Consider the following 23,914-nt stretch of genomic DNA (forward strand, 5'->3'; position numbering starts at 1 on the left):
CAGCAGCGCGAGAGAGGGCGCATTGTAGGGGGTCGCGCCACAGAATGCAAGGGGGCGCAAAGAGATGTGGCGCGGTTTTTGCTTATCCCTTCATAGAGGCAGCCGATGCCAGCGCCGGCTCGCTTCAAAACGCCGCAGAGGCGAAGCTCTCGAAGCGGGTGTGCTCGCCGAAGAAGCTGAGGCGGATGGTTCCGGTAGGACCGTTTCGGTGTTTGGCGATGATGATCTCGGCCACGCCTTTGTCGGGCGTGTCGGGGTTATAGACTTCGTCGCGGTAGATGAACATGATGATGTCCGCATCCTGTTCGATGGCGCCAGATTCGCGCAGATCCGACATGACCGGGCGCTTGTTGGGGCGCTGTTCCAGACTGCGGTTGAGCTGGGAGAGTGCGATGATGGGCACGTTGAGCTCTTTGGCGAGGGACTTCACCGAGCGGGAGATTTCGGAGAGTTCGGTGGCGCGATTGTCGCTCTCGCGGGTGCCGGTCATCAGCTGCAGATAGTCGATGACGATGAGTCCGAGCTTGCCGCATTGGCGGGCGAGACGTCGGGCGCGGGCACGGAGGTCGATCGGGTTCAAGCCAGGGGTTTCGTCGATGAAGATGGGGGCTTCGTAGAGCTTGCCCATGGCGGCGGTCAGACGTTGCCAATCGTCGTCGGAGAGGCGCCCTCGACGCAAGTTCTGCATGTCGATGCGCCCGAGCGAGGCGAGGAAGCGCGTGGCGAGCTGGGTGCTGGGCATCTCCATGGAGAAAACGGCCACCGGCAGGCGCTGATGGATGGCGACGTGTTCGGCAATGTTGAGCGCAAGCGTCGTCTTCCCCATCGCGGGGCGACCGGCGAGAATGATGAGATCGGAGGGTTGCAGACCAGAGGTCTTTTCGTCGAGATCGACGTAGCCGGTGGGAATGCCGGTGACCTCGCTGGGGTCGGCTCGGTCGTAGAGTTCCTGGACGCGGTCGACGACGAGCTTGAGCGCCTGCCCGATGGGGATGAAGCCGGTGAGACTGCGGGCGCCGGCTTCGGCGATCTCGAAGATCTTGGCTTCGGCTTCGTCGAGCAAGGACTTGGCTTCGCGCCCCATGGGGCTGAGGGCGGAGGCGGCGATCTCGTCGGCCACGGCAATGAGTTTGCGCAGAATGGCGCGCTCGCGGATGATCTCGCCGTAGCGGCGGACGTTGGCAGCCGACGGCGTCTGGTTGGCGAGTTCGGCAAGGTAGGCGAGGCCGCCGGCGGCTTCCGCCTCTCCGCTTTTTTCCAACGATTCGTGGACGGTGACGACGTCGGCGGGGCGACCTTGTTCGACGAGGCGGCTGATGTGGCGGAAGATGCGCCGATGCTCGTCGCGGTAGAAGTCGTCGGGACCGACGAGATCGGCGACGCGATCCCAGGCGGTATTGTCGAGGAGCAGCCCGCCGAGCAGCGCCTGTTCAGCTTCGAGCGAGTGCGGCGGTAGTTTGAAACCCGTGGAGGAAGGAGCGAGCAGAAGTTCGTCAGACATGGTTCAATCCACACCCGTGACCGGGCGAAATGGCTTGGAAAAGGTTACACCGCTCCCACGCCAGATTATCTCTGTGAAGAGGAGGTTCCCGTCGGGAGTTGCCCCGCGGATCTCGAGACCCGAGGCATGGGTTCATTCTAACGCCGAAAAAGCAACGAGCGCCGGACCTGAAGGCACGGCGCTCGTCGGGCGAGGCGTACGGCAGGAATCAGTGCTCGCCGAGCACCGAGACCTTGATGGTGACGCGCACGTCGGTGTGCAGCGCGATCTCGAGCTCGGTCTCGCCGACGCTCTTGATCGGGCCTTGAGGCATGAGGATCTGGGCGCGGGGAATGTCATAGCCCAGCTGCTGCAGACCTTCGGCGATGTCGATGTTGGTGACCGAGCCGAAGAGACGGCCGTCTTCGCCAGCCTTGCGGGTGATCTGCACCGTGATGCCTTCGAGGCGCGAGGCGAGCGCTTGGGCGGCGGCGAGTTTCTCGGCCTGCTGGCGCTCGAGCTCGGCGCGGCGGCGTTCGAATTCGGCGATGTTTTCGGGCGTGGCGCGCTTGGCCTTCTTCTGGGGAATGAGGTAGTTGCGCGCGTAGCCGTCTTTGACCTTGACGATGTCGCCGAGGTTGCCGAGGTTGGTGACCTTCTCCATCAGGATGACTTGCATGTCGGGCCTCCGCTCACTCGTGCTGGTCGGTGTAGGGCAGCAGCGCCAGGAAACGGGCACGCTTGATGGCGGTGGCGAGCTGGCGCTGGTAGCGGGCGCTGGTGCCAGTGATGCGCGCCGGCATGATCTTGGCGACTTCGGTGATGAAGTCTTTCAGCAGCTCGACGTCTTTGTAGTCGATCTGCTCGATGCCTTCGGCCGTGAAGCGGCAGTATTTGCGGCGGCGGGAGAATCCGCGTCCGCCCCGTTCGGGTCTAGCCATGTTCGTTTCCTTCCATGTGTCGTAATTCGGTGATATGCAGAATGGGCGTGCGGCTCTTCAGGGTGCGAGCGGCGAGGAAGCCGAGGCAGCGGATCCGGGTTCCCAGCGGCAGTTCGGCGAGCCGGCGTCCGCATTCCCCCAAGGACTTGATGCCGAGCTCGAATTCGATGCGGCGCTCGGCTCCGGCTTCGGTCTGCGTCGAACGATGCGCGAGCACGCCCTCGAAGACCGGGATGCCTGCCGGCGTGTAGCGCAGGCCGCGGCTGGAGATCAGCACGCCGTCGAGTTCCACGCGGTTGCACACCGGGCGGACAAAGCCTCAGGCCGCCGGGCTGGCTTCGGCGGCGGATTCGGCCGCTGGCGCTTCCAGCAGGGAGCGGGACTTCTCTTCCTTCATCATCGGCGAAGGCTCGGTGACGGCCTTGTCCATGCGCACGGTGAGGTGGCGCAGCACGGCGTCGTTGAATTTGAAGGCGGTCTCGAGTTCGCTGAGAGTCTCGCCGTCGCACTCGATGTTCATCAGGACGTAGTGCGCCTTGTGCACTTTCTGGATGGGATAGGCGAGTTGGCGGCGCCCCCAGTCTTCGAGGCGATGGATCTTGCCGCCGCGGCCGGTGATGAGGTTGCGGTAGCGCTCGACCATGGCCGGAACCTGTTCGGACTGGTCCGGATGGACGATGAAGACGATTTCGTAGTGGCGCATGTAGACTCCTTGTGGTTGACGAGCAGCCTCCCGGCATGCGGTCCGGTGAGGCAAGGGAAACGATTAGTATAGCGGCGAACGATGGGGTTGTCCAGCAAGCGACAGACGTTCAGGCCATGCCCTCGCGCAGCAGCGGCCAGGCGCGGCGAAGGTAATAGACCATGGAGACGATGGTGAGCAGGGCTGCCAGCCAGAGCATCGCCTGCCCCCAGAAGGGGGTATCGAAGTGCGGCAAGGGGCTCCAGTAGAGGAGCACGGGGATGGCGATGAGCTGGACGGTGGTTTTCAGCTTGCCGATGAAGGCCACGGCCACCGAGCCGCGGCTGCCGAGTTCGGCCATCCATTCGCGCAGAGCCGAGATGGTGATCTCGCGCCCGATGATGATGAGGGCGGCAAGCGCATGCGCCCGGCCCAGATCGACGAGGACGATGAGGGCGGCCGCGACCATCAGCTTGTCGGCCACCGGGTCGAGGAAGGCGCCGAAGCGCGACTGCTGCCTGAGCCGACGGGCGAGGTAGCCATCGAGCCAATCGGTGATCGCGGCCACGGTGAAGATGACGGTGGCCCAGAGATTGATGACTTGGGGGTGCAGCCAGCCCTGGGGAAGATAGAAGAGCAGGACGAAGACGGGGATGAGGGCAATTCGCCCCCAGGTGAGGAGATTGGGAATGTTCCAGTGCATCGTTCGCCATGTTCCTTCGTGCGCCTGTCTGCCGTCAGTGGCCGTGCAGCGCATTATAGAGGGTTTGGGCGAGCTGCCGGTCGATGCCGGGCACGCGGCATAGGTCTTCGACGGTGGCCTCCTTCACTCCGTCGAGCCCGCCGAAGGCTGCGAGCAGCGCCTTGCGCCGTTTGGGGCCGATGCCGGGGATGTCCTCGAGGCGGGAACCGGTGCGGGCCTTGGCGCGGCGGGCGCGGTGTCCGGTGATGGCGAAGCGGTGCGCCTCGTCGCGCACGGTCTGGATGAGATGCAGCGCCGGCGAGGAGGGTGGCAGCTGCAGCGGCGCCCGTCCGTCGGCGAAAACGAGGGTCTCGAGGCCGGGCTTGCGCGCTTCGCCCTTGGCCACGCCCACGAGCGGCAGCTCGAGCCCGAGTTCGTCGAGCACCCGGGCGGCGACCTCGAGCTGCCCCTTGCCGCCGTCGATGAGCACGAGATCCGGGCGCGGCGCCTCGCCCTCGGCGACCCGCTCATAGCGGCGGGTGAGCACCTGGCGCATGGCGGCATAGTCGTCGCCCGGCGTAATGCCTTCGATGTGGTAGCGCCGGTATTGCGAGGGATTCATCCCCTCCCCCTCCCAGACGACGCAGGAGGCCACGGTGGCCTCGCCCATGGTATGGCTGATGTCGAAGCATTCGATGCGCCGCGGCGGCTCGGGCAGGTCGAGCGTCGCAGCCAGCTCCTGCAGCTGGGTTCGGGCACGCTCACCGCCGCGCGCACGCGCCTCGATCGCCACCCGGGCGTTCGCTTCGGCCATCTCCAGCCAGGCGCGGTCGGTGGCACCGCGCCCGGCGCTCACGGCAATGGGGCGTTCGGCAAGGAATTCCACGAATTCGGCGAGTTCCGGCGAAGCGAGGTTGGTGAGGATGCGATCGGGCCAAGGCCGGTCCTGGTAGTGCTGCTCGAGGAAGGCGTGCAGCACGTCAACCGGCTCGGCGCCCTCGGCCTGCTGCGGGAAGAGGGGACGGTCGCCGAGATGCCGCCCGCCGCGCACCATGGCGAGGTTCACGCACACGAGCCCGGCGTGCGCGAGGACGACGAGGATGTCGACGTCTTCGTCGCGGCGGCTGTCGACCGCCTGCTGGTGCAGCACCGACTGCAGCGCCCGGAGGCGGTCGCGCAGCCGGGCGGCCTCTTCGAAGTCGAGCCGCTCGCTTGCCGCATTCATCGCCACGGTGAGCGTCTCGATCACCTCGGTCGACTTGCCGGAGAGAAAGCGCGCGGCCATTTCGACCTGCTGCCGATATTCCTCTGCACTCACTTTGCCGACGCAGGGGGCGGTGCAGCGGTGGATTTGATGCAGCAGGCAAGGGCGCGAACGGTTGCGGAACACCGAATCGGCGCAGGTGCGCAGCTCGAAGAGCTTTTGCACGAGCTGGATGCTCTCGCGCGCCGCCCAGCCGTTCGGATAGGGGCCGAAATAGCGCTCCCCCTTGTGCAGGGCACCGCGGTAGGTCTGGATGGCGGGAAAGTCGCCGCCGGTGAGCCGGATGTAAGGATAGGATTTGTCGTCACGAAAGAGGATGTTGTAGCGCGGCGCCAGCGTCTTGATGAGGTGATTCTCGAGGATGAGCGCTTCGGCCTCGGAGCGCACGAGCGAAATGTCGACGCGTTCGATCTGGCGCACCATCAAGGCGATGCGCGGACTCGGCAGCCGGGCGCGGAAGTAGCTCGCCAGGCGTCGGCGCAGGTTCTTCGCCTTGCCGACGTAGAGCACGGTCTCGTCGGCGCCGATCATGCGATAGACGCCGGGCGATTCGGGCACCGTCTGCAGGAAAGCGGAAGCGTCGAACTTCATGGCAGGAACGGATCAGAACCAGGCATGGCGCTGCGACCAGTCGCGTACGCGCTCGCGCGCCTGCAGGTAGGGTTCGAAGAGCTCGAGCTCGAAGGGATCGGGGATGCGCGGAGAACCGAGCAGTCCTTGGCGGCGGGCGATCGCATCGGGTGCCGCCTGGGGCCACGCCGCTTCGAGCAGGTGCGCCACCCAGTCGGGGCGATTGCACACGAGCGCCAGGTCACAGCCGGCCGACAGCGCCGCCGCGACGCGGGACTGAGGCTCATCCCCGGCAGCTGCGGCGCCTGCCATACCGAGATCGTCGGAGAGGACGGCAGCACGGAAACCGAGCCGCTGGCGCAGCACTTCGCCCAGCCAGAAGGCGGAAAACCCCGCAGGTTCCGGGGCACAGCGTTCATAGCGCACGTGGGCGGGCATGACGCCGGCCAGCGAACGCAACAGGCGATGACGATATGGCACGAGGTCGCGCTGCCAGATCACCTCGAAGGGGCGGGAATCGACGGGCAGCGTCTCGTGCGAATCGGCCGCCACCGCACCGTGGCCGGGAAAATGCTTGCCGACGGCGCGCACCCCCATCATGGCAAGCCCCGCCACCAGCGCCTGGGCAAGGCGCGCGACCACGGCGGGATCGTGACTGAAGGCGCGATCGCCGATCACCGCGCTCACGCCAGCTTCGACGTCGAGTACCGGCGCGAAAGTGAGATCGATGCCGTGCGCGGCGAGTTCCGCGCCGAGGACGAGGCCGACGTCGTAGGCGAGCGCCACCGCCTGTTCGGGGTCGCGTTCGTACTCATCGCCGAGCCGGCGCATGGGGGCGACCGGGGTGAAGCCGTCGCCGCGGAAACGCTGCACGCGCCCACCTTCCTGATCGACGGCGATGACCAGCGGCCCGGGGCGGGCAGAACGTATCGCCTGGACCAAGGCGGCGAGCTGGGCCGAATCGCGATAGTTGCGGGCAAAGAGGATGACGCCGCCCACGGCCGGATGGGCGAGACGGCGCAGTTCTTCCGGGCTCGGTTCGAGGCCGGCGAGATCGATCATCAAGGGGCCGGGCGGCAGGTCGGTGTGGTCCATGAGAAGGAACTTTTCAGGCGGGAGGGAAAAGCGGGGATTCGCCCTCGGCGCGCTCGAGCACGACGAAGGCAACGGCGTGCTCGCGCTCGTCGGCCAGACTCAGGTGCGCCCGCAGGCCGGCCGCGGCGAGTCGCGCCGCGAGCGCCTCGGCGAAGGCGAAGAAGGGGCGTCCGCGCGCGTCGTGCGCCACCCATAGATCCTGCCAGCCGAGCGCCGCCCCAAGCCCGGTGCCCCAGGCCTTGGCGAAAGCCTCTTTGGCGGCGAAGCGCTTGGCGAGCAGCCGCTCCGGCATGGCCGCGCGAGAAAACTCTTCCCGCTCGGGCGCCGCGAGAATGCGCGCGGCGAAGCGCGGGCCGTGGCGCGCGAGCGCCGCGGCGAGGCGATCGATGCGCACGAGGTCGGTACCCACGCCGACGATCATCGGGCCGCGGCCTCGCGCATCAGCCGCTTCATTTCACGCACGGCCTCGCGCAGGCCGGTGAAGACGGCGCGGCTGACGATGGCATGGCCGATGTGCAGTTCCCGCACGCCCGGTAGCGCCGCCACCGGCTGGACGTTGTAGTAGTTGAGGGCATGCCCGGCGTTGAAGCGCATGCCCAGCCCTACGATCGCCTCCCCCGCGCGGCGCACCTTGTCGAGTTCGGCCTGCACGGCGGGACGCTCCAGATCGCGCCCGGCGGCATGGAAGGCGTGGGCATAGGGACCGGTATGCACCTCGCACACTTCGGCGCCGATGCGGCTCGCCGCCTCGACCTGGCTGGGGTCGGCATCGAGAAAGACGCTGACGACGATGCCGGCGTCGCGCAAACGGGAGACCACGCCACGCAGGCGGGCCTCGTCACGCACGATGTCGAGCCCCCCTTCGGTGGTGATCTCCTGGCGCCCCTCGGGAACCAGCATGGCCATCTCGGGTTTCAGGGAACAGGCGATCGCCACCATTTCGTCGGTGGGCGCCATTTCGAGATTGAGCTTGATCTGGGTGAGCTCGCGCAGGCGCCGGACGTCGGCGTCCTGGATGTGACGGCGATCCTCGCGCAGATGGACCGTGATGCCGTCGGCCCCGCCGAGGTGCGCCTCCACCGCGGCCCACACCGGATCAGGCTCATAGGTGCGGCGCGCCTGGCGCAGGGTGGCAACGTGGTCGATGTTCACTCCGAGTTCGATCATTCGAGCAGCTCCCGTAACATGCGTCGTGCTTGCAATTCCTGCCCGTCGAGGGCGTGGTCGATGAGCCGGCGCGTGAGCGCGCGCACTTCGGCGAGCGTCTCCGGCCGGCTCCAGCGGCCGGCGCGTACGTCTTCCAGCGTCTCGGCGCTCAGTATTGCCTCGCCTGATCTTGCCGTTTCCCCCTCAGCAAGCAGCACCAGGCCCGCACGCGGCTCGAAGCGGTAGCGCCCGGCTGCGGCTTGCGGCCAATCCAGACCGTAGCCCAGCGCGGCGAGGAAGGCGAGCTCGAAGCGGCGCAGCACGGGCGAGAGCGCCTCCCCCCTGGCGAGCGCGCGCACCGCTGTGTCATAGGCGAGAAAGACCTCGCGATGGGGATCCTCGCGCGCGAGCAGCCGCAGCACCAGCTCGTTGAGATAATACCCGCACCACAGAGCCCTTCCTCGCGGCAGCGGCACACCCCCCGCCCACTCGGCCCGCGTGAGGGTACGCACTTCGCCCGCCCCTCTCCAGCCGAGCACGAGGGGCTGGAAAGTGAGCAGCACCGGGCGCAGCTGGGAGCCAGGGCGGCGCGCCCCTTTGGCGGCAAGCGCCAAGCGCCCGTGTTCGAGCGTGAGCACCTCGAGCAGCAGGCTCGTTTCACGCCAAGGCCGCGCGTGCAAGACGTAGGCGGGCTCGGCCTCGACCCGTTGCCGCCGCGTCATGCGCCCTCAGCCGTCGTAGCCCAGAGAGCGCAGCGCCTGTTCGTCGTCGGCCCAGCCGCTGCGCACCTTGACCCAGACTTCGAGATAGACGCGCGCCTCCAGCAGATTTTCCAGCTCCTGGCGTGCCTCGGTGGCGATGCGCTTGATGCGCTCACCCCCGCGGCCAATGATGATGGCTTTGTGCGGTTCGCGCTCGACGATCACTGAAGCATAGATACGGCGCAAGTTTCCCTCGGTTTCGTAGCGCTCGATCTCCACGGCGATGCCATAGGGCAGCTCGTCGCCCACGAGGCGGAAGACTTTTTCCCGCAGGTATTCGGCGGCGAGGAAACGCTCGCTGCGGTCGGTGATCATGTCGGGGTCGTAGATCGGCTCGCCCTCGGGCAGATAGGGTTCGAGGGCCCGCAGGAGCTCGTCGGTGTGCTCGTCCTTTTCCGCCGACAGCGGCACGATCTCGGCGAAGGGGCGGCGCTGCGCCATTTCGGCGATGAAGGGCAGCAGCAGCTTCTTGTCTTTCAACCGGTCGACCTTGTTGATGACGAGCACGACCGGCACGTGCTCCGGCAGCAGGTCCATGACCTGAGCATCCTCGGCCGTGAAGCGGCAAGCCTCGATCACGAAGACGATGACGTCGACCTCGGAGAGCGCCTGGGTGACCGTGCGGTTCATCAGCCGGTTGAGGGCGCGCTTGTGCCGCGTCTGGAAGCCGGGCGTGTCGACGAAGACGAACTGCGCCCGGTCGGTGGTGAGGATACCGTGGACACGGTGGCGCGTCGTCTGCTGCTTGCGCGAGACGATGCTCACCTTGTGGCCGACGAGGCGGTTGGTGAGGGTGGATTTGCCGACGTTGGGCCGGCCGACGATGGCGGCATAGCCGGCGCGAAAGGCGGAAGCAGAAGAAGTATCGTTCATCGGAACTCAGGCAAAGTGCCCGCAGGGCGCGGGCAAGGGTTCAGGTCTCTCCCAACTGCGCCAGGATCTTGGCGGCGGCGTCTTGTTCGGCGGCGCGGCGGCTGGGCCCTTCGCCCTCGGCGGAAAGCCCGATCGCCTCGGCCTGCGCCCGCACCCTGAAGTGCTGCGCGTGCGCCGGGCCGCTGACGCTGACGATCTCGTAGCGCGGCACGGGGTGATGCCGCCCTTGCAGCCATTCCTGCAGGCGGGTCTTGGGATCCTTGAGGCGTTCGAGCGGGCCGAGCGCGGCGAGTTCCGGCTCGAGAACGCGCGCCACCAGCTCGCGCGCGGCCTCATAGCCACCGTCGAGCAGCACCGCGCCGACGATGGCCTCCAGCGCGTCGGCAAGGAGCGAAGGGCGACGGTTGCCGCCGGCGCGCCGCTCGCCCTCGCCGATGACGAGCAACTCGTCCAGCCCCAGGCGCAGGGCGGCCGCAGCCAGGGTTTCCTGGCGCACCAGGCTCGCGCGGGCGCGCGAGAGGATCCCTTCGGGCTCCTCGGGATAGCGGCCATAGAGGAGCTCGGCCACCGCCAGGTCGAGCGCGGCATCGCCGAGGAACTCTAGGCGCTCGTTGTGTCCTTCGCCCGCGCTACGGTGTCTGAGGGCGGTGGTGAGCAGACCGAGGTCGTGGAAACGATAAGCGAGGCGCTCCTGCAGCGCCTGCCACCGTCTTCCTGCCTCACTCATGGCGCGCCTATCGTACCGTGGGCCTCGAAATCGAAGGCGAGGCTGACGTTGGCGAACAAGGGAACGAGGCGCTGGTAATGGACTTCGATTTTCGTGCGCCCCTCTTCGCGGGTGATGACGAGGTCGCGCCCACTCACGGAAGTGAAATCATCGATCGTGGCGAACTTGTCGAATTCGCTGCGCAGCTGCGAGGGCGGGGTCTGCGGCTCGGCCCGCTGGGCGAGCTCGGAGATGGCGCGTTTGACTGCGGCATATTCGGTATAGACGGGAACGATGCGCAGGGCGAGGATCAACCCGAGGCCGACGATCACGCCCCAGAAGATCACTCCCAGCAAGCTGACCCCGCGTTGCCCCCGTCTCATCACTGTGTCCATGCCTGCGCTCCTTTTCATTGGATTCGACCGATGCGCGACAGGTCGGAGAGGTTCAGCCAGATGAAGAAGGCCTTGCCGACGATGTTTTCCTCCGGCACGAAGCCCCACACCCGGCTGTCGCTGCTGCCGTCACGATTGTCGCCCATGACGAAATAGTGGCCTGGCGGCACGAAGCAGCGCACTCCCCGCCGGTTGTATTCGCAGCGGTCGGCATAGGGAAACTCGAGCCGCTGCGTGACGAAAGGAGGGGCGACGTCATCGACGAGGATGTCGTGCGGATGCTCTCCCAGATGCTCGCGCCAGCGGGTGGAATAATACAACCGATCGGGATGGAAATAGTCCGGTAGCGGGTCGTATTGTACCGGCACGCCATTGATGCGCAGCTTCTTGTCGAGATATTCGACGTAATCCCCCGGCAAGCCGACGACGCGCTTGATGTAATCGACCGAAGGATCGGCCGGGTAGCGGAATACCATGACCTCGCCGCGCTGCGGGTGCCCCACGGGGATGACGACGCGGTTCAATAGCGGCAGGCGGATGCCGTAGGAGAATTTGTCGACCAGGATGAAGTCGCCCACGAGCAGCGTCGGGATCATCGAGCCGGAGGGGATCTTGAACGGCTCGACAACGAAGGAGCGCAATGCAAAGACGGCGAGGATCACCGGAAAGAAGCTCGCTCCATATTCGACCCACCAGGGTGCAGGAGCGCCCTCGGGGCGGCGTTTGCCCGCCACCCAGCGATCGAACGCCCACAGCACGCCCGTGGCGAGCGTGAGCAGAAAGAGGATCAGCGCGAAATTCATGGTTCCCTGCCTTGGACGAGTGCAGCAAGGCCGCTCAGGCTTCGTCGGTACGCAGCACCGCGAGGAAGGCTTCCTGCGGGATCTCGACGTTGCCGACCTGCTTCATGCGTTTCTTGCCGGCCTTTTGTTTCTCCAGCAGCTTTTTCTTGCGCGAGATGTCCCCACCGTAGCATTTGGCGAGCACGTTCTTGCGCAGCGCCTTGATCGTCTCGCGCGCGATGATGTGCGAGCCGATCGCCGCCTGCAACGGCACGTCGAACATCTGCCGCGGAATGAGGCTGCGCAGTTTCTCCACGAGCTCGCGACCGCGGCGCTGGGCGCTGGCGCGGTGCACGATCACCGAGAGCGCATCGACTTTCTCGCCATTGACGAGCACGTCGAGCTTGACGAGATCGGCCGGGCGGTATTCCTTGAATTCGTAGTCGAGCGAGGCATAGCCGCGCGACACGGACTTCAAGCGGTCGAAGAAGTCCATCACCACTTCGTTCATCGGCAGCTCGAAGATGGCGTGCACCTGGCGGCCGTGGTAGCGCAGGTCGATCTGCACGCCGCGCTTCTGGTTGCACAGGGTGAGCACGGGGCCGAGGTAGTCCTGCGGCACGAAGATGTGCGCGGTGATGATGGGTTCGCGGATCTCTTCGATCTTGCTCGGATCGGGCAGGCGCGAGGGGTTTTCGATGCGCTGCACTTCGCCCGAGCGCAGCACCACTTCATAGACGACCGAAGGCGCCGTGGTGATGAGGTTCTGGCCGAACTCGCGCTCGAGCCGCTCCTGCACGATGTCCATGTGCAGCAGCCCCAGGAAGCCGCAGCGAAAGCCGAATCCCAGCGCCTGCGAGGTCTCGGGCTCGAACTGCAGCGCCGCGTCGTTCAACTTGAGCTTTTCGAGCGCCTCGCGCAGGGAATCGTATTCGCTCGACTCCACCGGATAGAGGCCGGCGAAGACCTGCGGTTTGATCTCGCGGAAGCCGGGCAGCGGCTCGGCGGCGGCGCGGGGCAAGGTGGTGATCGTGTCGCCGACCTTGGCGGCGCGCAATTCCTTGATGCCGGCCACCACGAAGCCCACTTCGCCACACTCGAGCGCGTCGCGCTCGAGCGAGCGCGGCGTAAAGACGCCGAGCCGCTCGATCGTATATTCGGCCCCGGTCGACATCAGGCGGATGCGCTCGCCGCGGGCGAGCCGCCCGTCGACCACGCGCACCAGCATGACGACGCCGACGTAGTTGTCGAACCAGGAATCGATGATGAGCGCGCGGGTGGGCGCGTCGGGCCGGCCACGCGGCGGCGGCACCCGGCGCACCACGGCTTCGAGCACCTCTTCGATGCCCAGCCCCGTCTTGGCCGAGCACAGCACGGCTTCGCTCGCATCCACGCCGATGACGTCTTCGATCTCGGCGCGCGCGCGTTCCGGATCGGCCTGCGGCAGGTCGATCTTGTTGAGCACCGGCACCACCTCGACACCGAGCTCGATCGCGGTGTAGCAGTTGGCCACCGTCTGCGCCTCCACCCCTTGGGAAGCGTCGACCACCAGCAGCGCCCCCTCGCAGGCCGACAGCGAGCGGCTCACCTCGTAGGAGAAATCGACGTGCCCCGGGGTGTCGATGAGGTTGAGCTCGTAGGTCTGGCCGTCGCGCGCCCGGTAGCTGAGCGTGGCGGTCTGCGCCTTGATGGTGATGCCGCGCTCGCGCTCGAGATCCATCGAGTCGAGCACGCGATCTTCCATCTCGCGCTCGGACAGGCCGCCGCAATACTGGATGAGCCGATCGGCGAGCGTAGACTTGCCATGGTCGATGTGGGCGATGATCGAGAAGTTGCGTATGTTTTTCATCGGCAAACAAAAAAAGCCCCGCAGGGCAGTGAGGAGCGGCAAGGACGGTTCATTGGGATCATTCTAACGGAAAACGGGATAAATAGGCATGAACTTTTGCCGCATCGCAGCGATGGCGGCACAACTCCACGTTGCCATGCAGCACGACCGGAATCGCCCGGCCGTAGCGCTCGCGCCAGGCCGGATCCGCATCGACATCCCGTTTGACCACGGAAAAGCCATGGCGTTGCGCGATGGGCGCCAATTCTTCCAGCATCTCATCGCACAGATGGCATTGCGGGCGCGACAGCAGCCACAGTTCGCGCGAACGCGGCACTTCAGGACCCCCCTTTGCGCGTCATGGCGGCCAAGAGGGCTTGCAGCGTCGCAGACGGCACTTCCCCCATGGCGGTACGCAAGGCACCCGGATCCTGGCGCCGCACCACCGTCGTCGCGCCGAAACGTTCGACTTGCTCGGAGGTCTCGGTTCCCTCCCATGGCTCGAAGAAGACCGACACGGTAACGAGCCCATCACCGATGAGCCACTGCGTGACCGTCTTGCCCGAGGGACCGCGGCGCTGCAGGATCCCCTCGAGCTGAAACCCGGACGGCAAGGCGCCGAACTCCCAGCCGGTTTCACTGGCGCCAACGGATTTGCCCCGCAGGTCGACGTGCCGCCACTCGCTGCGGGAGGAGAATTTCTGCCGGACGACGGCGGTCTGGGTCGCGGCGCCCAAATGAAAATCGGAGAAAGTCTGCGTTTCCAGGGCGCGGGCCGGCGTTTCTTCCCACACCACCCGTTTGAGCACGACCGCGCTTTCCCGATCGATCCACCAATCCTGCCCGAAGCGCAAGGCATCGCGCGGCACGAAGCGCACGCCGAACACCTCGCGCCCGGCGACGCGGTCCATGCCCAAGGATTCGAGACGGTAGGACGATTCGATGCGACCGACGGAGCCGACCGGATGATAGGAAAGCCCCGCGGCCCCGGCAGCGCGATCGATCAGGACGACGCGATCCTCGGGCAGGAAACAGCGGACCTCGTCGCCGATGCGTATGGTCTCGCGCGGCGCGCCTTCTAGCACCTCGACCCATTCCAGGGGCTTGCCGTCGGCGAGCAGATGGGTCACGCGCAGGGTCTGCATCTTGTCACCGATCTGCAGGACCACCGTACCGTGATAATCGGCGGCAGAAGGGGCGAGCGCCCGTTCGACCCAACGCTGCAGGTCTTCTGCCGCCCGGGCGGAGGCGGCGGCGAGCACGGCAGCGAGGCACAGCGCCACCGTCAGTGTGCGAGCCACGGGCATCAATGCGTACCTCGCGTCTGCGCCATCACTCGGGCATAACGAAGGCTGCCGGGACCATTGGCCCCATGCGCGTTGCCATAGGCCACCCAGTAGAAGCGCTCGTCGACGCTCGCCTCCTCCTGGACCTGGGGAGCCGCATCGGCAGCAGCCTGGCGCAGGGGCAAGGCCTCGCCGCCCGCTTCACGCGGCGCCTGCCACACGGCCCAGCCAGCGGTGGCGACCACCGCCACGGCGGCGGCCGTGGCCATCCAGCGCAGACGGGGCTCGTTGGCGGCAGGTCGCCGGGGCAGCGGCACGACTGCCAGGGCTGGAGCCTCGGCGTCTATGCGGGCAAGGATGGATGCCCGTAGATCACGCATCGGCGTGGCGAGCTCTCCGCGCAGCGCTTCGCCAATGAGATGATAGGCCGCCCAGCGCCCCGACAATGCCGGGTCGCTCGCGAGCCGTTCGGCCCAAAACGCGGCGTCAGCGCCGTCGAGCTCACCATCGATCAGGGCCGACAGCGCTTCTGGAGTCGTTTTCGTGTCGCGCATCATGTCGTTTCCTACCAACGTCGATCTGGGGCCGTGTCGAGCAGCGGCCGCAAACGGTGTGCGATCGCCTCCCGGGCGCGAAAGATCCGCGAGCGCACGGTGCCGATCGGGCAGCCCATCACCTGGGCGATTTCTTCATAGCTGAGCCCTTCGAGCTCGCGCAGCGTGATCGCGATGCGCAATTCTTCGGGCAGGGACTGGATCGCCTCTTCCACCGTCTGGGCGATCTCCTGGGTGAGGAGCAGGTTTTCCGGTGTCTCGCTGTCGCTGAGCGTGTCGAGTTCGTCCCACGTCTCTCCCTCCTCCGTTTCATGGACGGTGGCACTCACCGCTGGACGGCGGTTGGAGGCCATCAGGTGATTCTTTGCGGTGTTGATGGCGATGCGGTAGAGCCAGGTGTAGAAGGCGCTGTCGCCGCGAAACGAGTCGAGCGCCCGATACGCCTTGATGAAGGTCTCCTGCGTCAAGTCTTCCACCTCCGCCGGGTCGCGCACCAGGCGCGACAACAACCGCTGCACCTTGCGCTGGTATTTCGACACGAGCAGCCCGAAGGCGTTCTTGTCGCCTTGCCGCGCGCGCGCCACGAGCTGTTGGTCGATTTCTCGGTTGGTCATCGAAAGCGAGCCTGACTTCCCTGTCGGAAGTTCATTATACCCACTCGCTTCGCCGACATTTGCCGAAATCGACTTCGGGAGCGGCGATTTGGTTCCGCCGTTGTGATACCCTTCGATTCCCCACCCCCTCTTTCCTGTCCGCGATGGAACACTTCGACGTCCTCATCCTCGGCAGCGGCCTCGCTGGTCAGAGCGTGGCGCTGAAACTCGCCGACCAATACAAGGTCGCCCTCGTCACCAAGCGCACCTTGATGGAGAGCGCCAGCGCCTATGCCCAAGGGGGCATCGCGGCGGTGCTCGACGACGCCGACAGCATCGAAGCGCACGTGCGCGACACGCTCGTAGCCGGCGCAGGGCTGTGCGACCCGAAAGCCGTGCGCTTCGTGGTCGAACGCGGCAAGAAAGCCATCGACTGGCTCATCGCCCAAGGGGTGCCGTTCTCGCGCGACGAGCGCGGCCAGTACCATCTCACCCGCGAGGGCGGACACTCGCAGCGGCGCATCATCCACGCGGCGGATGCCACCGGTGCGGCCGTGCAGCAGACGCTCACCGCCAAGGTGAAAGCGCATCCGAACATCCAGGTGTTCGAGCACCACATCGCGATCGACCTCATCACCGGCGCGAAGATCGGTCGGCCCGAACTGGGGTGCCTCGGCGCTTATGTCTTCGACCGGCAGGCCGGACACGTGCGCACCTTCTCCGCCGGGCACACGGTGCTCGCCACCGGCGGCGCGGGCAAGGTCTACCTCTATTCGACCAACCCGGACACCGCCACGGGCGATGGCATCGCCATGGCCTGGCGTGCCGGCTGCCGCGTGGCAAACATGGAGTTCATCCAGTTCCATCCCACCTGCCTCTATCACCCGCACGCCAAGTCTTTCCTCATCAGCGAGGCAGTGCGCGGCGAAGGCGGCATCTTGCGGCTGCCCAATGGCGAGCGCTTCATGCCGAAACACGACCCGCGCGCCGAGCTCGCGCCGCGTGACATCGTGGCGCGCGCCATCGACTATGAGATGAAACGGCTCGGCATCGAGTGCGTCTACCTCGACATCACGCACAAGAATGCGGACTGGATCCGCAACCATTTCCCCAACATCTACGCGCGCTGCCTGGAACTGGGCATCGACATCACCAAGCAGCCGATCCCGGTGGTGCCGGCGGCGCACTATACCTGCGGCGGCGTCAAGGTGGATCTGGCTTCCCGCACCGATCTGCCGCACCTCTACGCGGTGGGCGAGTCGACCTGCACGGGGCTGCACGGCGCCAATCGCCTGGCGAGCAATTCGCTGCTCGAGTGCCTCGTCTTCGGGGAAGCCGCGGTGCAGGACATGCTGGCGCAGCCTCGGCGCGCGCCCCTGCCGCTGCCCGACTGGGACGAGAGCCGCGTGACCGACGCCGACGAGGAAGTGGTGATCGCGCACAACTGGGACGAGCTGCGCCGCTTCATGTGGGATTACGTCGGCATCGTGCGCACGACCAAGCGCCTGCAGCGGGCGATGCACCGCATCCGGTTGCTGGAGCGCGAGATCGCCGAGTACTACGCGAATTTCCGGGTGAGCAACGACCTCATCGAGCTGCGCAACCTGGTGACGGTGGCCGAGCTCATCGTGCGCTGCGCGCTCAGACGAAAGGAGAGCCGCGGCTTGCATTACACCAAGGACTATCCCGAGATGCTGCCGGTCGCCCGCGATACCATCCTAAGACCGCGGCGGCCGGCCAGTGGCACACCAGTGCGCCAAAGCCCAACGGTCTGACTCGGACAAGGACGGCAGCTCGATGAGATAAGTTGCGCCGCGGCCGCCGCGCCGCGGGCAAGCGCGCAAGATCACCCAGGGGCCGAAGCGCCAGGCGTCGGTGCGATGGCGCGGCGCATCGTCCGCGGCAAATGCAAGGTGGTGGCCGGGCCACAACCACAGGGCCTTCGTAGCGGAACACGACCGGTGCCACCGGATGCCGACAGCCACAAAGGCGACGGCGAGTGCGACCGCCTTGGGCCAAGGAAAATATACGAAGGAGAGGACGAACCCCGCCGCGACCAGAGCGAGCGCCAGGCCGGTCGAATACCGCGGCAAGGGCACGACGAGCCGGTAGGGCTGCGCCGTACCCTCCATGGATCAGACCCGCTTGAAGAGCAGCGTGCCGTTGGTGCCGCCAAAGCCGAAGGAATTGGACAGGGCGGCACGGATGCGCGTGGGGCGGGCGACGTTGGGACAATAATCCAGATCGCACCCCTCGCCGGGCTCTTCGAGGTTGATGGTGGGCGGCACGATCTGCTGATGCAGCGCGAGCACGGTGAATACGGCCTCCACCCCGCCGGCCGCGCCCAGCAGGTGCCCGGTCATGGACTTGGTCGAGCTCACCACCAGCTGCCGCGCGTGCTCGCCGAAAGTGCGCTTCACCGCCAGCGTCTCGGCCACGTCGCCCAGCGGCGTGGAAGTGCCGTGGGCGTTGATGTAGTCGATCTCATCGGGCGCCATCCGCGCGTCTTTGAGCGCGTTGCGCATGCAGCGCATCGCCCCATCGCCATCCTCGCACGGCGCCGTCATGTGGAAGGCGTCGGCGCTCATACCGTAGCCGGCCACCTCGGCATAGATGCGCGCGCCGCGGGCCTTGGCGTGCTCGTATTCCTCGAGCACCAACACCCCTGCTCCCTCACCGAGCACGAAACCGTCGCGGTCTTTGTCCCAGGGGCGGCTCGCCCGTTCGGGCTCGTCGTTGCGCGTGGAGAGCGCCTTGGCCGAGGCGAAGCCGCCGATCGCCAGCGGCGTCACGGTCGATTCGGCCCCGCCGGCGATCATCACGTCGACGTCACCGTACTGAATCATGCGCGTCGCCTCGCCGATGCAGTGCGTGGCGGTACTGCAGGCGGTCACCATCGCCAGGCACGGCCCCTTGATGCCGAAATGGATCGACAGGTGGCCGGAGATCATGTTGATGATGGTGGCGGGAATGAAGAAAGGCGAGATGCGCCGCGGGCCACTTTTGAGGAATTCGCCGTGCGTCTCTTCGATCATCGGCAGACCGCCGATGCCGGAGCCGATGTTGATGCCGATGCGCTCGGAATTGTCTTCGGTGATCTCAAGCCCCGAATCGCGCACGGCCTGGATGCCGGCCGCCATCCCGTAGTGGATGAAGGTATCCATGCGGCGCGCTTCTTTCTTGGGGATGTAGGCCTCGACGTCGAACCCCTTGACCTCGCCGGCGATGCGCACCGGAAAACCGGAAGCATCGAAACGGCTGATGGGAACGATGCCGGAGCGCCCGGCGACGATGTTGGCCCAGGCTTCTTCGACGGTATTGCCGACCGGGGAAATGATCCCCATCCCGGTGACGACGACTCTGCGACGGGTCAAGGTTGGCTCCGCGGGAGAAGAAAAAGGATTATTTCTTGACGTGATTGGTGATGTAGTCGATGGCCTGCTGCACCGTGGTGATCTTCTCGGCGTCTTCGTCCGGAATCTCGCATTCGAATTCTTCTTCCAGCGCCATCACCAGTTCGACGGTGTCAAGCGAATCGGCGCCGAGATCGTCGACGAACGAGGATTCGTTCTTGATCTCGGATTCATTGACGCCCAGCTGCTCGGCTACGATTTTCTTGACACGCTGCTCGATGTTTTCCATTTCAGGAAACTCCTTGAACGGGATGTGGAAAAAACGGGGTTATTCTACCAAACTTGGGAAGTTTGCAACGGAAGGTTACACCATCAAGCGGCCATGTACATGCCGCCATTGACATGCAGCGTCGCGCCGGTGACGTAGGAGGACGCCGGCGAAGCGAGAAAGAGCACCGCCGCGGCCACTTCTTCGGGCGCGCCGAACCGCCCCAGGGCGATGCGGGCGGCCAGGCCGTTGCGGGCTTCGTCGCCGAGCGCCCGGGTCATGTCGGTGTCGATGAAGCCGGGCGCGACGCAATTGACCGTGATGCCGCGGCTACCCAGCTCCAGCGCGAGCGAGCGGCTCATGCCGGCCACGCCCGCTTTCGCCGCGGCGTAATTGGCCTGACCGGGATTGCCCGAGTGCGCCACCACGGAGGTGAGATTGACGATGCGGCCATAACGCGCCTTCATCATCCCCTTGAGTACGAGCTTGCACAGGCGAAAGGTCGCCTTGAGGTTGGTGTCGAGCACGGCATCCCACTCTTCGTCCTTCATCCGCAAGGCGAGGTTGTCGCGGGTGATGCCGGCATTGTTCACCAATACGGCGATGGGACCGTGATCCCGTTCGACAGCGCCGATGAAGGCGGCGGCCGCAGCGGCGTCGGTGACGTCGAGCCGCATTCCTTCGCCGGCGATACCCTCGGCGCGCAGCGCCTCGGAGATGGCGGCGGCGCCCTCATCGGTGGTCGCCGTGCCGATCACCTTGGCCCCCGCCTGTCCCAGGGCGAGCGCGACGGCGCGTCCGATGCCGCGGGAGGCGCCGGTGACGACGGCCGTCTGGCCGTCGAGGCGAAACTGGATCATGTCTTCCCCTTGTCCTCGTTAGCTCTGGGCAGCAAGCGCCTCGAGCGCCGCACGCAGGCTCGCCGCGTCGGCGAGCGCCCCACCGTCGAGATCCTTGACGATGCGCTTGGTGAGCGCGGCGAGTACCTTGCCGGGCCCGCATTCATAGACGTGCGTGATGCCGCGGCGGGCCGCCTCTTCGATCGTCTCGATCCAGCGCACGGGGCGCCAGGCCTGCTCGACGAGCGCCCGGCGGATCTCTTCGGGGTCACGGTGTTCGGCGACATCGACGTTGTGCAGCACGGGAATGCGCGGCGGGCGCAGCGCGATGCCCGCGAGGCGCTCGGCCAGACGCTCGGCGGCCGGCTTCATCAGTTCGCAGTGAAAAGGAGCGCTCACGGGTAGTGGCACGGCGCGCTTGGCCCCGGCCTCTTTGGCGAGTGCCGCGGCGCGCTCGACGGCCCCCTTGTGCCCGGCGATGACGATCTGCCCCGGGGCATTGAGATTGGCCGGGGCGACGGTCTCGCCGGTCTCGGCAGCGGCCTGGCGACAGACGGTTTCCACGGCCGCGGCATCCAACCCCATCACCGCGGCCATGGCACCGACCCCGGCCGGAACCGCCTCCTGCATCGCTTGGGCGCGCAACCGCACGAGAGGCAGCGCATCGGCGAACGACAGGCTTTCGGCAGCCACCAGCGCCGTATATTCCCCCAGGCTGTGTCCGGCAAGGAGCGCCGGCTCGGGGCCACCCAGAGCGCGCCAGGCACGCCACACGGCCACGCCGGCCGTGAGCATGAGGGGTTGGGTGTTGACCGTGAGCGAGAGCCGCTCGGCCGGGCCGGACTGGGCCATCTCCCACAGATCCTCGCCGAGCACGTCGCTCGCCTCGACAAAGGTCTCACGGATGGCCGGCAGCCCCTCATAAGAAGCCATCATACCGACGGACTGCGAGCCTTGGCCGGGGAACACGAACATGAAGCGCATGATTCTCCGTCTCCTCAATAGCGCAGCAGCGCCGCGCCCCAGGTAAACCCGCCGCCGATCCCTTCGAGCAACAGCGTCTGGCCGGGACGGATCTTGCCCTCGGCGATGCCGGTATCGAGCGCCAGCGGAATGGAAGCCGCCGAAGTGTTGCCGTGCCGATCCACGGTGCTGATGACCCGCTCGAGCGGCAAGCCCAGGCGCTTGGCCGTAGCCTGCAGGATGCGGACGTTGGCCTGATGCGGGATCAGCCAGTCGAGCGCCTCCACCGGAAGCTTGGCCAGATCGAGCACCTCGTGCGCCACCTCGGCGAGCACCTGGACCGCGAACTTGAATACCGCCTGCCCCTCCATGCGCACGAAGGGGTCGCCCTGTACCTTGCCCGCGCCCACCTGACCCGGCACCCATAGCTCGGCATGGTGCCGCCCGTCGGCGTGCAGGCGCGTGGCGAGGATGCCGGGCAGTTCGTCGGCTTCGAGTACGATGGCACCGGCCCCGTCGCCGAAGAGCACGCAGGTGGAGCGGTCGTTCCAATCCAGAATGCGGGAGAAGACCTCCGCCCCGACCACCAGGGCCCGGTGCGCCTCCCCCAGGCGCAGGAATTTGTCGGCGAGCGCCAGCGCATAGATGAAGCCGCTGCACACCGCCTGCACGTCGAAGGCGGGCGCCCGGTTGGTCATGCCGAGCTTGGCCTGCAGAAGCGTAGCGGTACTCGGAAAGACGTAATCGGGCGTGGAGGTGGCAAGCACGATGAGGTCGATGTCGTCGGGGCGGCAGTCTGCCTGCTCCAAGGCGCGACGTGCGGCCACGAGCGCCAGGTCGCTCGCCATCTCCCCCTCGGCAGCGAAGTGCCGCGCGGCGATGCCGGTGCGCGTGCGGATCCATTCATCCGAAGTTTCGATGCCACGCGCGACCAGATCGTCGTTGGTGATGGGCACACCGGGCAGATGGCTGCCGGTGCCGATGATGCGGGAAAATCTCATGACGATGACACCTCGGTGACGGGCGAAGCGGCCCGCGGCCACGCCCCGGCCATTTTTTGTTCGATGCGCTCGACCAGGCGATGCGCTGCCGCCTCGGCCGCCCGATCCAGCGCCTGGCCGAAGGCATAGGCATCGGCCCCGCCGTGGCTCTTCACCACGACGCCGCGCAGCCCCACCAGCACCGCTCCATTGTAGCGGCGCGGATCGACGCGGGCCTTGAAGTGCTTGAGCACCGGATAGGCCGCCAGCCCCATGAGGCGGGTGAGCAGATTGCGGTTGAATTCCTCGCGCAGGATGAGCGCGAGCATCTGCGCCAGGCCCTCGGTGGTCTTGAGGGCGACGTTGCCGACGAAGCCGTCGCACACCACCACATCCGCCTGACCGGAATAGATGTCCTCGACGTTGCCGACGAAATTGAGATCGGTGGTACGCAAGAGCGCCGCGGCCTCGCGCACCACCTGATTGCCTTTGATGTCCTCGGTGCCGATGTTGAGCAGCCCCACCCGCGGGCGCTCCACCTGTTCGACCGCGGATACGAGCAGCGACCCCATGATGCCGAATTGGCGCAGGTGCTCGGCGGTGCAATCGACGTTGGCCCCCAGGTCGAGCACCCAGACGCGGCTGCCGCGCGCCGGCAGCACCGTGGCGATCGCCGGGCGATCGATGCCGGGCAGCGTCTTCAGCACGAAGCGCGCGATCGACATCAGCGCCCCGGTATTGCCCGCCGAGACCGCCGCCTGCGCCCGGCCGGCCTTGATCTGCTCGATGGCCACGCGCAGGGAGGAATCCTTCTTGTTGCGCATGGCGGAAGTGGGCGCCTCGTCCATCCCGACGACCTGGGAAGCCGGCGCGAGCTCGATGCGCCCGCCAAAGCGACGCCGCAGACGCGCGACTTCCGCTTCGAGCGCCTCTGGCTGCCCCACCGCCAGCACCGACACGCCGGAGCGCCGGCGCAAGAACGCCTCGATCGCCGGCAGCGTGACCTGAGGGCCATGATCGCCGCCCATGCAATCGACGGCGAGCACGAGCGAGCCTTCGCTCTCGGAATCCGTCATGATCGGTCACAAAAAACGTGCAACCGCGGCACCAGGCAGCGCGAACGATTGCACGAGATCATCGGGCGCAGAAACGCAGGGATCACTCGCCGCTGACGTCGATCACCTTGCGGCCACGGTAAAAGCCGCTCGGCGTGACGTGATGGCGCAGATGCACTTCACCCGTGGTCGGATCGACGGCGATCGGCGGATTCTTCAGCGCCTGGTGCGCACGGTGCATCCCACGCTTGGAAGGGGACTTCTTGTTCTGCTGAACGGCCATGACCGGATACTCCTCTCGTTCGAACCGGCCGGACGATGCCGGCCAAAAAGCTGGGTATTATCTCACGAACGCTTCAACTGCGCCAAGACTGCAAAAGGCGACGGCTTCTCGCCTGCCTCCCACGGCCCCGGTGGCTCGCAGACTTCGTGCCGCGCAAAAACGGGCAACTCGAGCAGGATCTCGTCCTCGACGAGGCTCGCCACGTCAATCGTGCCGGCAAAGTGGATCGCGTCGCAGGATTCGTCCTCGAGCTCCTCGTCGGGAATGAGCTCGTCGGCGCGATACAGCGACAGGCGCCGCGCCACGGCGAAGACCCAGTCCATCGGCTCCAGACAACGCTCGCAGCGCAGCACTGCCACACCCTGCGCGCTCACCTCGAGCGCGGCACGGCCATCCTCGAGGCGCAGCCCCGAGACATGCCAGCGCACCGCCCCCAGCTCGAGCGAGGAAGCGGCCAGACGCGGCAGCTCGGCCGAGCCGAACTCGCCGGAGAGCGAAGCGGCATCCCGGGCGAACGCCAGCGGATCGGACACAA

General features: G+C 66.5%; 29 protein-coding genes. 1 reads left to right on the forward strand and 28 read right to left on the reverse strand.

The genetic code is table 11. The annotated features are described in order from the left end of the window. Nucleotides 1–124 precede the first annotated feature (124 nt). The 20 genes from dnaB to rpoE form a co-directional block, all read right to left on the reverse strand. On the reverse strand, nt 125–1,501 hold the full coding sequence (dnaB, locus tag OA56_RS00870; protein ID WP_055424185.1) for a replicative DNA helicase: 1,377 nt from the start codon (nt 1,499–1,501) through the stop codon (nt 125–127). Between the two features lie 208 nt (nt 1,502–1,709). Then, on the reverse strand, nt 1,710–2,159 hold the full coding sequence (rplI, locus tag OA56_RS00875; RefSeq protein WP_055424184.1) for a 50S ribosomal protein L9: 450 nt from the start codon (nt 2,157–2,159) through the stop codon (nt 1,710–1,712). Between the two features lie 13 nt (nt 2,160–2,172). Beyond that, nucleotides 2,173–2,421, reverse strand: a complete 249-nt coding sequence (rpsR, locus tag OA56_RS00880; RefSeq protein ID WP_028875107.1) for a 30S ribosomal protein S18 — start codon at nt 2,419–2,421, stop codon at nt 2,173–2,175. Then, nucleotides 2,414–2,725, reverse strand: a complete 312-nt coding sequence (gene priB, locus OA56_RS00885) for a primosomal replication protein N (RefSeq protein ID WP_072247983.1) — start codon at nt 2,723–2,725, stop codon at nt 2,414–2,416. Before priB ends, rpsR begins: the two co-directional genes overlap by 8 nt. A 15-nt stretch (nt 2,726–2,740) precedes the next feature. Continuing rightward, complete coding sequence (rpsF, locus tag OA56_RS00890; protein WP_461583178.1) at nt 2,741–3,124, reverse strand: 30S ribosomal protein S6; 384 nt, start codon at nt 3,122–3,124, stop codon at nt 2,741–2,743. Nucleotides 3,125–3,233: 109 nt separating this feature from the next. After that, a complete protein-coding gene (gene pgsA, locus OA56_RS00895; protein WP_055424182.1) occupies nt 3,234–3,806 on the reverse strand; it encodes a CDP-diacylglycerol--glycerol-3-phosphate 3-phosphatidyltransferase in 573 nt (190 codons plus the stop codon). Between the two features lie 34 nt (nt 3,807–3,840). Then, nucleotides 3,841–5,640 carry an excinuclease ABC subunit UvrC gene (gene uvrC / locus OA56_RS00900; RefSeq protein ID WP_461583179.1) on the reverse strand — a complete coding sequence of 600 codons (1,800 nt, stop codon included), beginning with the start codon at nt 5,638–5,640 and terminating at the stop codon, nt 3,841–3,843. Nucleotides 5,641–5,652: 12 nt separating this feature from the next. Next, a complete protein-coding gene (gene nagZ, locus OA56_RS00905; RefSeq protein WP_141056364.1) occupies nt 5,653–6,714 on the reverse strand; it encodes a beta-N-acetylhexosaminidase in 1,062 nt (353 codons plus the stop codon). A 13-nt stretch (nt 6,715–6,727) separates the two neighbouring features. Continuing rightward, complete coding sequence (gene acpS, locus OA56_RS00910; protein WP_141056363.1) at nt 6,728–7,135, reverse strand: holo-ACP synthase; 408 nt, start codon at nt 7,133–7,135, stop codon at nt 6,728–6,730. Next, nucleotides 7,132–7,881, reverse strand: coding sequence for a pyridoxine 5'-phosphate synthase (locus tag OA56_RS00915; RefSeq protein WP_141056362.1), 750 nt, complete (start codon nt 7,879–7,881; stop codon nt 7,132–7,134). The genes acpS and OA56_RS00915 overlap by 4 nt, the downstream gene beginning before the upstream one ends. Beyond that, complete coding sequence (gene recO / locus OA56_RS00920) at nt 7,878–8,582, reverse strand: DNA repair protein RecO (protein WP_055424177.1); 705 nt, start codon at nt 8,580–8,582, stop codon at nt 7,878–7,880. The genes OA56_RS00915 and recO overlap by 4 nt, the downstream gene beginning before the upstream one ends. A 6-nt stretch (nt 8,583–8,588) precedes the next feature. Continuing rightward, nucleotides 8,589–9,494: a GTPase Era gene (era, locus tag OA56_RS00925; RefSeq protein ID WP_055424176.1), complete on the reverse strand. Its 906-nt coding sequence runs from the start codon at nt 9,492–9,494 to the stop codon at nt 8,589–8,591. 40 nt (nt 9,495–9,534) lie between these two features. Further along, nucleotides 9,535–10,221, reverse strand: coding sequence for a ribonuclease III (gene rnc / locus OA56_RS00930; protein WP_461583180.1), 687 nt, complete (start codon nt 10,219–10,221; stop codon nt 9,535–9,537). Continuing rightward, on the reverse strand, nt 10,218–10,595 hold the full coding sequence (locus OA56_RS00935) for a DUF4845 domain-containing protein (protein ID WP_055424174.1): 378 nt from the start codon (nt 10,593–10,595) through the stop codon (nt 10,218–10,220). The genes rnc and OA56_RS00935 overlap by 4 nt, the downstream gene beginning before the upstream one ends. A gap of 14 nt (nt 10,596–10,609) precedes the next feature. Next, on the reverse strand, nt 10,610–11,398 hold the full coding sequence (lepB, locus tag OA56_RS00940; RefSeq protein ID WP_055424173.1) for a signal peptidase I: 789 nt from the start codon (nt 11,396–11,398) through the stop codon (nt 10,610–10,612). A 34-nt stretch (nt 11,399–11,432) separates the two neighbouring features. After that, on the reverse strand, nt 11,433–13,226 hold the full coding sequence (gene lepA, locus OA56_RS00945) for a translation elongation factor 4 (RefSeq protein WP_055424192.1): 1,794 nt from the start codon (nt 13,224–13,226) through the stop codon (nt 11,433–11,435). A 58-nt stretch (nt 13,227–13,284) separates the two neighbouring features. After that, nucleotides 13,285–13,542: a glutaredoxin family protein gene (locus tag OA56_RS00950; RefSeq protein WP_072247982.1), complete on the reverse strand. Its 258-nt coding sequence runs from the start codon at nt 13,540–13,542 to the stop codon at nt 13,285–13,287. Between the two features lies 1 nt (nt 13,543). Further along, complete coding sequence (locus OA56_RS00955) at nt 13,544–14,512, reverse strand: MucB/RseB C-terminal domain-containing protein (protein WP_461583181.1); 969 nt, start codon at nt 14,510–14,512, stop codon at nt 13,544–13,546. Further along, on the reverse strand, nt 14,512–15,048 hold the full coding sequence (locus OA56_RS00960) for a sigma-E factor negative regulatory protein (RefSeq protein ID WP_055424171.1): 537 nt from the start codon (nt 15,046–15,048) through the stop codon (nt 14,512–14,514). The genes OA56_RS00955 and OA56_RS00960 overlap by 1 nt, the downstream gene beginning before the upstream one ends. 8 nt (nt 15,049–15,056) lie before the next feature. After that, a complete protein-coding gene (rpoE, locus tag OA56_RS00965) occupies nt 15,057–15,659 on the reverse strand; it encodes an RNA polymerase sigma factor RpoE (RefSeq protein WP_028875091.1) in 603 nt (200 codons plus the stop codon). A 143-nt stretch (nt 15,660–15,802) separates the two neighbouring features. Between rpoE and nadB the strand changes: the two genes are divergently transcribed. Continuing rightward, nucleotides 15,803–17,413, forward strand: a complete 1,611-nt coding sequence (gene nadB / locus OA56_RS00970; RefSeq protein ID WP_461583182.1) for an L-aspartate oxidase — start codon at nt 15,803–15,805, stop codon at nt 17,411–17,413. A 360-nt stretch (nt 17,414–17,773) separates the two neighbouring features. Here nadB and fabF read toward each other — a convergent pair whose 3' ends face one another. The 8 genes from fabF to OA56_RS01010 all read right to left on the reverse strand — a co-directional run bounded on the left by fabF (nt 17,774) and on the right by OA56_RS01010 (nt 23,912). Beyond that, nucleotides 17,774–19,012 (reverse strand): beta-ketoacyl-ACP synthase II, encoded by a 1,239-nt coding sequence (fabF, locus tag OA56_RS00975; RefSeq protein ID WP_055424168.1) that lies wholly within the window; start codon nt 19,010–19,012, stop codon nt 17,774–17,776. 28 nt (nt 19,013–19,040) lie between these two features. Next, nucleotides 19,041–19,280, reverse strand: coding sequence for an acyl carrier protein (gene acpP / locus OA56_RS00980; protein ID WP_055424167.1), 240 nt, complete (start codon nt 19,278–19,280; stop codon nt 19,041–19,043). Between the two features lie 83 nt (nt 19,281–19,363). Continuing rightward, nucleotides 19,364–20,116, reverse strand: coding sequence for a 3-oxoacyl-ACP reductase FabG (gene fabG, locus OA56_RS00985; RefSeq protein ID WP_141056370.1), 753 nt, complete (start codon nt 20,114–20,116; stop codon nt 19,364–19,366). 21 nt (nt 20,117–20,137) lie between these two features. Continuing rightward, nucleotides 20,138–21,082, reverse strand: a complete 945-nt coding sequence (fabD, locus tag OA56_RS00990; protein ID WP_141056355.1) for an ACP S-malonyltransferase — start codon at nt 21,080–21,082, stop codon at nt 20,138–20,140. A gap of 14 nt (nt 21,083–21,096) precedes the next feature. Next, a complete protein-coding gene (locus OA56_RS00995) occupies nt 21,097–22,062 on the reverse strand; it encodes a beta-ketoacyl-ACP synthase III (protein WP_055424165.1) in 966 nt (321 codons plus the stop codon). Beyond that, nucleotides 22,059–23,117: a phosphate acyltransferase PlsX gene (plsX, locus tag OA56_RS01000; protein WP_141056353.1), complete on the reverse strand. Its 1,059-nt coding sequence runs from the start codon at nt 23,115–23,117 to the stop codon at nt 22,059–22,061. Before plsX ends, OA56_RS00995 begins: the two co-directional genes overlap by 4 nt. Nucleotides 23,118–23,199: 82 nt before the next feature. Then, the gene (rpmF, locus tag OA56_RS01005; RefSeq protein WP_055424163.1) at nt 23,200–23,379 is read right to left on the reverse strand and encodes a 50S ribosomal protein L32; all 180 of its coding nucleotides are present in this window, start codon (nt 23,377–23,379) and stop codon (nt 23,200–23,202) included. A 62-nt stretch (nt 23,380–23,441) separates the two neighbouring features. Then, nucleotides 23,442–23,912 carry a YceD family protein gene (locus OA56_RS01010; RefSeq protein WP_461583183.1) on the reverse strand — a complete coding sequence of 157 codons (471 nt, stop codon included), beginning with the start codon at nt 23,910–23,912 and terminating at the stop codon, nt 23,442–23,444. Nucleotides 23,913–23,914 lie beyond the last annotated feature (2 nt).

Source organism: Tepidiphilus sp. HLB4 (assembly GCF_054823945.1).

Coding starts and splice junctions, on each gene's coding strand:
- rplI (WP_055424184.1), bottom strand. CDS start 2,159: ATGCAAGTCATCCTGATGGAGAAGGTCACCAACCTCGGCAACCTCGGC.
- rnc (WP_461583180.1), bottom strand. CDS start 10,221: ATGAGTGAGGCAGGAAGACGGTGGCAGGCGCTGCAGGAGCGCCTCGCT.
- acpP (WP_055424167.1), bottom strand. CDS start 19,280: ATGGAAAACATCGAGCAGCGTGTCAAGAAAATCGTAGCCGAGCAGCTG.
- lepA (WP_055424192.1), bottom strand. CDS start 13,226: ATGAAAAACATACGCAACTTCTCGATCATCGCCCACATCGACCATGGC.
- lepB (WP_055424173.1), bottom strand. CDS start 11,398: ATGAATTTCGCGCTGATCCTCTTTCTGCTCACGCTCGCCACGGGCGTG.
- OA56_RS00995 (WP_055424165.1), bottom strand. CDS start 22,062: ATGAGATTTTCCCGCATCATCGGCACCGGCAGCCATCTGCCCGGTGTG.
- OA56_RS00935 (WP_055424174.1), bottom strand. CDS start 10,595: ATGGACACAGTGATGAGACGGGGGCAACGCGGGGTCAGCTTGCTGGGA.
- rpsR (WP_028875107.1), bottom strand. CDS start 2,421: ATGGCTAGACCCGAACGGGGCGGACGCGGATTCTCCCGCCGCCGCAAA.
- dnaB (WP_055424185.1), bottom strand. CDS start 1,501: ATGTCTGACGAACTTCTGCTCGCTCCTTCCTCCACGGGTTTCAAACTA.
- era (WP_055424176.1), bottom strand. CDS start 9,494: ATGAACGATACTTCTTCTGCTTCCGCCTTTCGCGCCGGCTATGCCGCC.
- nadB (WP_461583182.1), top strand. CDS start 15,803: ATGGAACACTTCGACGTCCTCATCCTCGGCAGCGGCCTCGCTGGTCAG.
- pgsA (WP_055424182.1), bottom strand. CDS start 3,806: ATGCACTGGAACATTCCCAATCTCCTCACCTGGGGGCGAATTGCCCTC.
- acpS (WP_141056363.1), bottom strand. CDS start 7,135: ATGATCGTCGGCGTGGGTACCGACCTCGTGCGCATCGATCGCCTCGCC.
- OA56_RS00915 (WP_141056362.1), bottom strand. CDS start 7,881: ATGATCGAACTCGGAGTGAACATCGACCACGTTGCCACCCTGCGCCAG.
- nagZ (WP_141056364.1), bottom strand. CDS start 6,714: ATGGACCACACCGACCTGCCGCCCGGCCCCTTGATGATCGATCTCGCC.
- rpmF (WP_055424163.1), bottom strand. CDS start 23,379: ATGGCCGTTCAGCAGAACAAGAAGTCCCCTTCCAAGCGTGGGATGCAC.
- OA56_RS00960 (WP_055424171.1), bottom strand. CDS start 15,048: ATGATGCGCGACACGAAAACGACTCCAGAAGCGCTGTCGGCCCTGATC.
- rpoE (WP_028875091.1), bottom strand. CDS start 15,659: ATGACCAACCGAGAAATCGACCAACAGCTCGTGGCGCGCGCGCGGCAA.
- fabD (WP_141056355.1), bottom strand. CDS start 21,082: ATGCGCTTCATGTTCGTGTTCCCCGGCCAAGGCTCGCAGTCCGTCGGT.
- uvrC (WP_461583179.1), bottom strand. CDS start 5,640: ATGAAGTTCGACGCTTCCGCTTTCCTGCAGACGGTGCCCGAATCGCCC.
- OA56_RS00955 (WP_461583181.1), bottom strand. CDS start 14,512: ATGCCCGTGGCTCGCACACTGACGGTGGCGCTGTGCCTCGCTGCCGTG.
- plsX (WP_141056353.1), bottom strand. CDS start 23,117: ATGACGGATTCCGAGAGCGAAGGCTCGCTCGTGCTCGCCGTCGATTGC.
- rpsF (WP_461583178.1), bottom strand. CDS start 3,124: ATGCGCCACTACGAAATCGTCTTCATCGTCCATCCGGACCAGTCCGAA.
- recO (WP_055424177.1), bottom strand. CDS start 8,582: ATGACGCGGCGGCAACGGGTCGAGGCCGAGCCCGCCTACGTCTTGCAC.